Annotated in this window: 1 protein-coding gene; it reads right to left on the reverse strand. The window is 51.7% G+C overall.

Going from position 1 to position 327, the window contains the following annotated elements:
• Nucleotides 1-327 (reverse strand): GTP cyclohydrolase I (locus VJI94_RS08145; RefSeq protein WP_324008986.1); only part of this gene is annotated, 327 nt, incomplete at both ends.

A 327-nucleotide genomic window follows, 5' to 3' on the forward strand; every position in this document is an offset into this window, starting at 1 on the left:
TCTTGCCAGGAATATAGGCAATATGTGTGAACCCGTCGATCGTCTGCAAATGATGCTCGCAAAGGCTGACAGTCTGGATTGCATCGACCAGAACCATCTGATCATATGCCCCCACCGTGGACGTCAGCTCAATCTTGCGTTCAACCGTCGATTCCATAGCCAGGATTTCTGCCTGGGACTTTTCATTACCCCATGCACCCTGCCTATCAGTGACGTAGTCCGTAAAAGCATCTTCGTCCAGAACTTCGTGGCCATTTGGCGTGGCTGTCATCTTCGGGAAGAAGTCGTAGTTCAGGCCCTTAGTGAGCTCGCCCACGAACATCTTGG

Source organism: Parvimonas sp. D9 (assembly GCF_035282565.1).
Classification (GTDB): domain Bacteria; phylum Bacillota; class Clostridia; order Tissierellales; family Peptoniphilaceae; genus Parvimonas; species Parvimonas micra.